The 10,068-nt window shown below is 30.9% G+C and carries 8 protein-coding genes and 2 other annotated features; of the genes, 1 reads left to right on the top strand and 7 read right to left on the bottom strand.

Translation table 11 applies throughout. The features are described 5' to 3' along the window. Positions 1-165: 165 nt before the first annotated feature. Positions 166-401 (top strand) — a binding site (T-box leader). A 98-nt stretch (positions 402-499) separates the two neighbouring features. After that, the gene (gene leuS, locus JJD95_RS00550) at positions 500-2,959 is read left to right on the top strand and encodes a leucine--tRNA ligase (RefSeq protein ID WP_291639264.1); all 2,460 of its coding nucleotides are present in this window, start codon (positions 500-502) and stop codon (positions 2,957-2,959) included. An 82-nt stretch (positions 2,960-3,041) separates the two neighbouring features. Here leuS and JJD95_RS00545 read toward each other — a convergent pair whose 3' ends face one another. From JJD95_RS00545 to JJD95_RS00515, 7 genes are all read right to left on the bottom strand, one after another. Continuing rightward, the gene (locus JJD95_RS00545) at positions 3,042-3,833 is read right to left on the bottom strand and encodes a GTP pyrophosphokinase family protein (protein WP_291639262.1); all 792 of its coding nucleotides are present in this window, start codon (positions 3,831-3,833) and stop codon (positions 3,042-3,044) included. A 39-nt stretch (positions 3,834-3,872) separates the two neighbouring features. Further along, the gene (locus JJD95_RS00540) at positions 3,873-4,562 is read right to left on the bottom strand and encodes a metallophosphoesterase (RefSeq protein WP_291639260.1); all 690 of its coding nucleotides are present in this window, start codon (positions 4,560-4,562) and stop codon (positions 3,873-3,875) included. Between the two features lie 23 nt (positions 4,563-4,585). Then, positions 4,586-4,852 (bottom strand): EscU/YscU/HrcU family type III secretion system export apparatus switch protein, encoded by a 267-nt coding sequence (locus tag JJD95_RS00535; protein ID WP_291639257.1) that lies wholly within the window; start codon positions 4,850-4,852, stop codon positions 4,586-4,588. A 54-nt stretch (positions 4,853-4,906) separates the two neighbouring features. Further along, positions 4,907-6,463, bottom strand: a complete 1,557-nt coding sequence (locus tag JJD95_RS00530; RefSeq protein ID WP_291639255.1) for a hypothetical protein — start codon at positions 6,461-6,463, stop codon at positions 4,907-4,909. 120 nt (positions 6,464-6,583) lie between these two features. Further along, entirely contained in the window at positions 6,584-7,804 is a 1,221-nt protein-coding gene (gene tyrS, locus JJD95_RS00525; RefSeq protein ID WP_291639253.1) for a tyrosine--tRNA ligase, read from the bottom strand. Positions 7,805-7,898: 94 nt separating this feature from the next. After that, positions 7,899-8,116 (bottom strand) — a binding site (T-box leader). 186 nt (positions 8,117-8,302) lie between these two features. Next, on the bottom strand, positions 8,303-8,665 hold the full coding sequence (locus JJD95_RS00520) for a hypothetical protein (RefSeq protein ID WP_367114760.1): 363 nt from the start codon (positions 8,663-8,665) through the stop codon (positions 8,303-8,305). Positions 8,666-8,833: 168 nt separating this feature from the next. Then, a complete protein-coding gene (locus JJD95_RS00515) occupies positions 8,834-9,979 on the bottom strand; it encodes an RNA-binding domain-containing protein (RefSeq protein ID WP_291639251.1) in 1,146 nt (381 codons plus the stop codon). Positions 9,980-10,068: the final 89 nt, after the last annotated feature.

The following is a 10,068-nucleotide window of genomic DNA, read 5'->3' as shown; positions in this document are numbered from 1 at the left end:
TATTTTACACTATATTTTTTTTATTTGGGACATAATCAAAAACGGTATACCAAGACATTATCATAAACGGATCATAATAAATTAATGTTTCTAAATGTGGTCTTGACATAAAATTCTATTTAAATTATAATTGATAATAATAAAGTATAAAATAATTATAATAAAATAAAAGCTTTGATTAGGAGTAGTAATATTTTTAGCATTCCAAAGAGAGCTGCTGTGGCTGTGAAGCAGTAATGATATAATACGAACTTACCTATGAGCTTACTTTGCAAGTAAACACTTGCTTTGCAAGCAAGAGCTTACTTGTGAAAACAAGTACGGTTAGAACCGTTATATTTTTAAGTGAGGCGTAATGCCTAATTAGAGTGGTACCGCGGAATTTTACTTTCGTCTCTTTGTTGAGATGGAGGTTTTTTTAATTTCTATTTAATTCTATGGAAGAAATGTTGAATCTAAATAAACACGAAATGATTTAGATTATCAAGGAGGAATAACAATGGCAAAATACAATACAACTATCGATAAAAAATGGCAACAGAAATGGGAAGAAACTAATCTTTATAAATTTGATGAAAATAGAATTGACAAAAAACTATATGTACTTGAAATGTTCTCCTATCCATCTGGAAGCCAATTACATGCTGGGCATTGGTTTAACTATGGTCCTGTAGATACTTGGGCTAGAATGAAGAAAATGCAAGGATACAATGTATTCCAACCAATGGGCTTCGATGCTTTTGGTCTACCTGCGGAAAACTATGCAATAAAAACAGGCGTACATCCAAAGGATTCTACAGATCAGAATATTAGTAACATGGAAAAGCAATTAAAAGCTATGGGGGCAATGTTTAATTGGGATCATGAAGTGGTAACTTGTCGTCCATACTATTATAAATGGACTCAATGGCTATTCTTAAAACTATTTGAAAAAGGTCTTGCTTACAGGAAAAAAGCACCTGTAAATTGGTGCCCTAGTTGTAACACAGTACTTGCAAATGAGCAAGTGTTAGTAGATGGCTCTTGCGAGCGCTGTGGCACTGAGGTTACTAAAAAGAAATTAACCCAATGGTTTTTAAAAATTACTGACTATGCTGATGAACTACTAGAAAAACTTGACACCTTGGATTGGCCTGAAAAAACAAAATCAATGCAAAAACATTGGATAGGTAAATCTACCGGCGCTGACGTCATTTTCAAGGTAATTGATTCGGATGTAGACTTTAGTGTATTCACTACAAGAGTAGACACCCTGTATGGTGTTACGTATGTTGTTATAGCCCCCGAAAATGATCTTGTAGATATATACACTAAAGATGAATATAAAGATGCTGTTGAAACTTATAAATATGAAGCTAGAAAACAAACTGATATAGAAAGGCAATCTATTTCAAGAGATAAAACCGGTGTATTTACTGGTTCCTATGCTATTAATCCTATTAACGGGCGTAAAGTTCCAATTTGGATTGCTGACTATGTTCTAAACAGTTATGGAACAGGTGCAGTAATGGCTGTTCCCGCTCATGATGATAGAGATTTTGCCTTCGCCACTAAATACAATTTGCCTATTGAAAGGGTAATTATTGGCTTTAAGAGTGTAATTGAACGTCCAGAAAACCTTCCCTATACTGAGCACGGTAAAATGGTAAATAGTGAAGAATTTGACGGTTTATCTACTGAAGAAGGTATCGAAGCCATAGTGAAAAAACTAGAAAAACTGGGCTCAGGATCTGGTAAAGTAAACTTTAGACTTCGTGATTGGTTAGTTTCAAGACAAAGATATTGGGGAGCTCCTATTCCAATAATTCATTGCGATAAATGTGGAACTGTCCCTGTACCCGAAGATCAGCTACCTGTAGAACTTCCTTATAACGTAGAATTTACCCCAGACGGAGAATCACCCTTAGCTAAATGCAAGGAATTTATTAATGTACCCTGCCCGGTTTGTGGAGCTCCAGCTCATAGAGAGGCTGATACTCTAGATACCTTCGTTTGTTCTTCTTTCTACGAATTTAGATATGTAGATAACAAAAATAGTGAAAAAGCTTTTGATACAGACTTAGTAAACAAAATGCTTCCTGTAGACAAATATGTAGGTGGACCTGAACATGCATGCGGTCACTTACTATATTCAAGATTTATATCCAAAGCTCTTCGCGATATGGGATATTTAAACTTCGATGAACCTTTCTTATCTCTTACACACCAAGGTTTAATTTTAGGCGAAGACGGATTAAAAATGAGTAAATCCAAAGGCAATACTATATCTCCAGACCAATATATAAAAGAGTTTGGATCCGATGCCTTTAGAATGTACCTAATGTTTGGTTTTGGTTATACTGATGGCGGCGCATGGAGTGACGACGGTATAAAAGCTATGGGAAGGTTCATTGAAAGAATTGAAAGAGCTATAGAGACTGGAATAGAAGAACTTTCAGAGGAGTGTAATAATAGAGCCTCTCTTGACAAGGCAGATAAAGAATTAAACTATTGGAGGCATTTTGCAATTAATGGAGTTACGGAAGATGCAGAAAAACTACAGTTTAATACAGCAATTGCAAGACTTATGGAACTTACAAATGCCCTTTCAAAATATGCTACTGAAGAAATTAAAAATAAAAAATTCTTAAAAGAAGTACTTGTGGATTACCTTAAACTTCTCGCTCCTTTTGCCCCTCACTTTGCGGAAGAAAAATGGGAAACCTTAGGTATGGGGTACTCCATATTTAATCAAAGCTGGCCTGAATTTGATAAAGACGCTCTAATCAAAGATGAAATAGAAATAGCTCTTCAAGTAAACGGAAAAATAAAATCTAAAATAAACGTATCTTCAGATTTAGATGAAGAAGGTATAAAAGAAGTTTCTCTCAAAGATGAAACAATAATTGCTGCCCTAAACGGTAAAACTGTGCGCAAGGTTATTGTAATTAAAGGACGACTAGTTAATATAGTAGTTTAATAAATTTTATTACAAAAGGATAGTAGAGTTTTTTTATTGAATACTCTACTATCCTTTTTGTATTTAAGACTGTATTACCTAATTAAGCTCCGTACATATCTAATGTTTTTTGCGTTGCTTTAAGCAGACTACTAAGCTCAAAAACTTCTCCTTCTTCTACTAGCTTATTTAATTGATCTCTATATCTAGTTGCATCAGTTAATTTCCCGAGAGAAGAAAGCATAATAATATTATTCATTATATCCGATACCAAATTAGATTTTACCTCAAACAATTTTTGTGCATCTTTGATTTCATCTTTAATTTCTAACATCTGCTGATCTAACTGAAAAGCCGCATCCGCAGCGCTCTTAAGTTTCGCCCTTATATTCTCTGGTATATCATGTTTATATTTATAATTCAGAGAATGCTCAACTGTAGCCCAAAAATTCATTGCCAAAGTTCTAATTTGAAACTCCGCTAGTATTTCCTTTTGACCATCAGATAAGTTCACAGGATATTTTATAATCATATGATAACTTCTATAACCGCTACCTTTTACATTTGCAACATAATCTTTTTCATAAACTATCTGCATATCACGTCTTTGACGAATTAAATTTACCACCTTATCAATGTCATCTACAAACTGACACATTATTCTTATACCTGCAATGTCTTCCATCTCAAACTCAATTCTCTGTAGAGGTATAGAAAATTTACTAGCTTTTTCAAGGATACTAGATATTTCTTTAACCCTTCCGGTAACAAACTCTATAGGTGAATAGTCATTTTTATGTCTATACTCTCTCCTTATGCTTCTGAATTTCACTTTCAATTCTTCTACTGCCTGTTCATAAGGGATTAAAAATCTCTTCCACTCTCTTATTGCCATATCCTCAGTCCTTTATATAAAATTTAATTTTTAATAATATTAATCTAATATTTTCAGTGGATCAAAGTCCAAATAATCACAAGAGGTTACTATATACTCTACCCCCTCTATATTTCCTTCATACAACCTATTTAAAGATGCTCCATGCAAGTGTCCATATATTACCTTTTCCACCTTATATTCTTTTATTAACCTTATAAGTTTAGTTTCTTCAAAACTATCATTAGTAGGTGGATAATGAAGCATTACAATAAATTTATTATATCCACTTTTCACTGCATCATCTAATGAAATTCGGAGCCTTATCAGTTCTCTATCATATATTTTTTCATCATGAGTCGAAAATTTTGCACTACCAGGACAGTTCCAACCACGGGTTCCACATATAGCATAATCATTATAGTTAAAAGAGTTATTTTGTATAAAATCCATATCATCATAAAGAGTATTAAGCTTTGTGATACTATTCCACCAATAGTCATGATTTCCTTTAATAAGTATTTTTGTGCCTGGTAGATTATGAATCCATTCTAAATCCTCATTCCCCTCAGAAATATTCATAGACCAAGAAATGTCCCCTGCAATTAGTACAGTGTCCTTTGAAGAAATCTTACTAAGCCAATTTTTTTTTATTTTTTCTTGATGGTTATTCCATTTATATCCAAATATATCCATTGGTTTATTTGAATTTATAGCTAAATGAAGATCAGATATTGCCCATAACGCCATATTATATCTCCTTTTTTAACATTCTAGTGTTTTTTCATTAATGCATCTGTATCCATTACATAAGCAATAACCTTTGCTATTGCATCATATAATTCTAGAGGTATTTCTGATCCCACATCAACATTTAAAAGTAAATTAGCTAATTCATCGTTTTGCACTATAGCCACATTACTCTCTTCAGCCTTCTGTAGAATTTTATCTGCTATATACCCTATTCCAGCTGCTGTTACTATAGGCACATCATACCCCTTTACATATTTTATTGCAGCAGCTTTTTTTAATTTTTTCATTTTAATGCACCTCATTAGTGTTCAAAATTACAACTTTAAAATAGCGCAATCCTATTATACCTTTATATCTATTGTATTAAAACTCCTATCATCAAAAAATTCTCTGATATTAGTCAGTGTAAACTCGTTATCCTTCTTACTTACATCAATGTTAACCCTATAATTTAGAGTAGATAAATTTTTCATTAATTTTTCTTTACCAAGTTCAAAAACACTAACCCAAAATTCATCACAATTTATGTCAATATTCATATTATTATTGTTAATTTTAATATATGCATCCACAGTTCCCATATTTATTGTTTTTACTCTAGTAGCAATTTTCACATTTTTACCATCAATTTTTTTACCTTTTTTTCTGTCATCTTTAATAATCAATTTACATTGATATTCATTTTCTTTAATATTTATAGGTAAGTCCAAATAATAATATTGTTCTGAAATAGAATTAAACATTTTTATATCATTAAACTTTTGACCAAACATATCCATAACTTTTTGATAAGACTCAGATTTTAGATTTTGTTTGCTTTCAATAAGAACTTTAACTATATCTTTAATCTCATCGGTTTTAAGTTTAATTTGCTCTTTAATAATAAAATCTGTCGTTAACTTCTCTATATCGTTTTCAATATTGTTTATTGTTCCTCTATCAATATCTTGAACATTTAATTCTTTTTTTATCATATTAATAATATCATTAAGAGAATTATTTTTACCATATCCATGAATTTTATTACTTACAGCATTTTTATTTGCTGTATCCACTTCATTAATAACATCTTTATGAAGTTCATTTAGAGGAATCTTCTCATTTTCCTTTGGCTTTAAATCTTCAATCTTTTCATTCTGATTTTTTAAAGAGGGCTCAATATTTTCCAACATATTTTTAATTATATCACTATTTGAAAGAAAGTTACTAATATCTTTAAAATTGTTATAAATGGCTGATTCTCCTTTAAATAGTTTTACAAAGCTCTCCAAATTCCCTTTAGTAATTTCTATATTATTCTCTTTAAATAATAATATTTCATCGATGTCTAAATTCTTTAAAGCCCCAAAAAAGCCCTTTAAGGTTTTTGTTATTTCATTTGCCTTTTCGCTACTCGTGTCAATATTTCTACTATCAAGAAACTTATCAATAAAAATCTCCTCTTTTTCAGAATTAAAAGAAATTTTCTCTTTGAAATGGACTAAATTTTTTATATCTATTATATTATCTTTAGTTAATGGCATATCATGTTTTATCATTTTTTCAAAAAGCAAGATATCACTTTTGTCATTAACTAAAACTTTTTCCATGGTAAATTTTTCTCTTTCAACAACTTTAACTTGTTTATCATCAGATAATAATCTTACTTTAAGCTTACTATCTTCAAATCCTTCAACAACAAATTTAAGCATACCACTACCGTTATCTTGTTCTAGTGGCTTATCCAGCTTAGCTGCAAATTGCCATCCATCTGATAATTTTAAATTAACTTCTCCATTTTGCAGGTCTATGCTTACTATTTTTGCATTGAACTTTTCGCCTTCTTCAAAGGATATTTTACTAAAAGTTTTTTTATCTTGTGCATTTTGTAAAATAGCAATATTGCTAATTACTGACATAAGACACCTCCCATTTGACTTTCATACTTTATTATCGTATGAAAAAAAAAAAATTCAATAGAAAAAGCTAAAATAAATTTTAGCTTTTTCTATTGAATATATTATTGCTCTATTATATTCCTACTTTATAATTAAAGAATAGTATTTTTTCTTTCCTCTTTTAATAAGTACACTGCCTTCTTTAAAATATTCTTCTAAAAGTGTTGCATTTTTATCCTCTATCTTTTTATCATTAATTGTTAATCCACCTTGCTCAATTAGCCTTCTAGCTTCCGCTTTTGAAGGTACCACTTTAGTATGCACTAATATATCCATTAACTGAGCATTCTTCATATCTACTGGTATTGATATGGTAGGAACGTCACTCATGTTAACCCCACCACCAAATAATGCTTCTGATGCAGATCGCGCCTTAATAGCTTCTTCTTCTCCGTGGATAAGTTTCGTAACTTCAAAAGCTAAAACAGTTTTAGCATCATTAATTTTTTCATCCTTAAAAGCACACAATCGTCTAATCTCATCCATCTCTACAAAAGTAAGTAAGCATAAACATTTTTCCACATCTGAGTCTGCAACATTTCTCCAGTATTGGTAAAAATCATAGGGAGATGTCTTATTCGCATCAAGCCACAGAGCACCATTTTCCGTTTTACCCATCTTCTTGCCTTCGCTGTTAGTAAGTAGGCCGCAGGTCATACCATAAGCAGGTTTACTTTCTTTTCTTCGTATAAGCTCCATACCAGCAATTATATTAGACCATTGGTCATCTCCGCCGAGTTGCATAGTACATCCATGCTTTTGATTTAACACTAAAAAATCATATCCTTGCATAAGCATATAATTAAACTCAAAGAAAGACAACCCTTTTTCTAATCTCTGTTTAAAACACTCAGCCGTAAGCATCCTGTTTACTGAAAAATGCACCCCAATATCTCTAATAAAATCCACATAATTTAAGTTTAAAAGCCAATCAGCATTGTTTTCTAGAATAGCTTTACCATCACTGAAATCTACAAGTTTTGAAAGCTGTTTTTTAATGCAGGATATATTATAATCAATTTCTTCTTTTGAAAGCATTTTTCTCATATCTGTTTTACCTGATGGATCACCTATCATTGCAGTCCCACCACCAACTAGAGCTATGGGTCTATGACCTGCCCTTTGCATATGTGCCATAAACATCATAGCAATAAAATGGCCAATATGTAAACTATCTGCAGTCGGGTCAAAACCTATATAAAATGTTACCTTTTCTGTTTCAAATATTTTCCTCATTTCCTCTTCATGAGTAACTTGTTTTATGTATCCTCGCTCTAAAAGTATATCATATACATTTTCCATAAATAATTCCTCCTTATTTTTTGCTATTTATTAATTACATCATTTTGTTGATGGTTGTAATTAAAATGTGATTAAAATAAAAAAAGCCCCCTAAGAAAGGGACGAAATAATTCCGTGGTACCACCCAAATTGATTTAACAATCCGCTCATGCCTTATAACGTAAGGTAAGTCCGTCTCAGCTTAATTTAAAGATAACTTTATTTCAGCTTAAAGCTCCAGAATGTATTTCACTATAGCCCTTAACTAGTTCACACCTTCCACTAGCTCTCTGAATAATTCTTATAGTTACTTTTTTCTTTCATAGCCTTTTAAATATAAATTTTATGCTTTTAATTATATATATGTATTTAGAATATTTCAAATGTTATAATTGCTATTTTACCTCATCAAACTTACTTATCTTCTGTATACTCTTCATTTCGCCCATTTCATCTGTATTGAGCATATTCAGGTCTAAATCCCTGCATATGCTCAATACAAAATATTATTCACCCAAATTATGCGATATAATCCTTTAAAAACTCTGGTGGATTTGTGCTTTCACAACTAACATTTACAAAAAAATCCACACTGTATTTCTTTGCTAAAGAGTCTATTTTAGAAAACAATTGTGCCATATGCTCAAGTTTATCATCTATAATATTAAACACACCATCAACAAAAATGGTATCAATATCATAATCTTTAGAGAGCATACCGCACAAAAAACCGTAAAAGTCATTATTGCTTTTTAAATTAAAATCATTTGTAGCTACAAACCTCATTTTACTACTTAGTTGTAGTAAAGCCTTAGTGTCATCATCAATATACACTGTATTTCCTTTAACTTCGTCAACTTTCTCGTTGGCAAGTTTAATCAAAGCTTTAGTTTTACCTGAACCTTTTCTACCGCAAAATACATGAATAATGTTAACCGCCTCCTATTTTATCTAACCTAACCAGACAATTATTAAACAGGTCTACACAGCACACAATATAGTTATACATATTATATAATATTCAGAATATTATTGCAATATTATAGTTTATTAAATAAAAATTTTAATCCCTGGAAAAATCACCTTAAAACTATTATCCTTTTCAGAATCCACAAATATTACTTTTCCATATTTTGCAAAAGCTTTTTTCATTCCCGCAAAGCCCCTTCCTGATTTTGCAAATCTCTTTCTATCATCTAAGGTTATTAACTTATCATATATCCACATATTTCTTTTTAAAGAATTATGATTACTAATTTTCGTAGAAAATAATAGGCTTCCCGGACTTACTACGCTTACACTATTATAGTTTATTATTATTTCAATTTCCTTATAAAATATAGTATAATCTCGATAAAGTATTGCATTTTTTACAGCTTCATATACTGCAGCTATAGGGTACTTTACTGGGAATATATTTTTGGATAATTCTTCCACACTATCTAACATCTCTAATAAATTCCCTTGAATAATCATAACCTCATCAAAGTTACTATTTACTTTGTTTATTATTTTTATCATGTTATGAGGTATATAGATACTATTAACTGAAGAAAATACTAATAAACCTCCAAGTGTCACTACTCTTTTGTTGTAATCCCTTTCAATAAAGGTTATTCCTGTATTGTCCATAAATCCCAACCTATTTTCCTCATTTACTAAAATCCCCTTATTAAAAAAGTATTTATCAATTATATCAAAATTAAGGGTGTTAATATCACTACTAATAATGGGCATGGTTTCAATATTAAGGTTTAAATTTTCTTGAAGGACCGAGATTAATTCTTCTTTCCTCATGGTATCTGTAGTAGATCCTCGCCTTATATAAAAAGCACCATTTTCCCTTAACTGATAGGGTTTCTGACCACCATCATATATAGTTATAATTGCTAAGTTTTTACTTTGGTATATTACAAAATCTACGGATATTGGAATCGGAGGTTCGCATCTTGAACTAATAATTTGTTGTAGCTGCTCCTCTTTAAATTCAGAAGCATCAATACCTATAATTTTTTTTGTTTTATCTTCCACTCCAATAACAAGATATCCTCTTCCTCCGCGAGAGTTAGCTATAGCACTTATATCTTTTGCCAGTTCTTTTTTACCACTCTCAATAAATATATCGATTTTTTGCTTAAAGTCTAATTTTGTACCCTCATCCCTCTTTAAAAGCAAACTAATTTTTTTTGCATCCATACTTTCACCCCAAGCCGCTATAATAATATACTATGTTTATAGTTATACAATGTTTCGATGATAATTTATTTATTTTTTATAACTCTAGT

It is taken from the genome of Clostridium sp. (genome assembly GCF_016650035.1).
Lineage (GTDB): Bacteria > Bacillota > Clostridia > Clostridiales > Clostridiaceae > Clostridium_AD.
Note: the sequence above shows the minus strand (reverse complement) of the source record. Positions and strands in the feature narration are given on the sequence as shown.

Bases quoted from the DNA above. Each gene is read 5' to 3' on its own strand.
- leuS (WP_291639264.1), top strand. From the start codon at position 500: ATGGCAAAATACAATACAACTATCGATAAAAAATGGCAACAGAAATGG.
- JJD95_RS00545 (WP_291639262.1), bottom strand. From the start codon at position 3,833: ATGGCAATAAGAGAGTGGAAGAGATTTTTAATCCCTTATGAACAGGCA.
- JJD95_RS00540 (WP_291639260.1), bottom strand. From the start codon at position 4,562: ATGGCGTTATGGGCAATATCTGATCTTCATTTAGCTATAAATTCAAAT.
- JJD95_RS00535 (WP_291639257.1), bottom strand. From the start codon at position 4,852: ATGAAAAAATTAAAAAAAGCTGCTGCAATAAAATATGTAAAGGGGTAT.
- JJD95_RS00530 (WP_291639255.1), bottom strand. From the start codon at position 6,463: ATGTCAGTAATTAGCAATATTGCTATTTTACAAAATGCACAAGATAAA.
- tyrS (WP_291639253.1), bottom strand. From the start codon at position 7,804: ATGGAAAATGTATATGATATACTTTTAGAGCGAGGATACATAAAACAA.
- JJD95_RS00515 (WP_291639251.1), bottom strand. From the start codon at position 9,979: ATGGATGCAAAAAAAATTAGTTTGCTTTTAAAGAGGGATGAGGGTACA.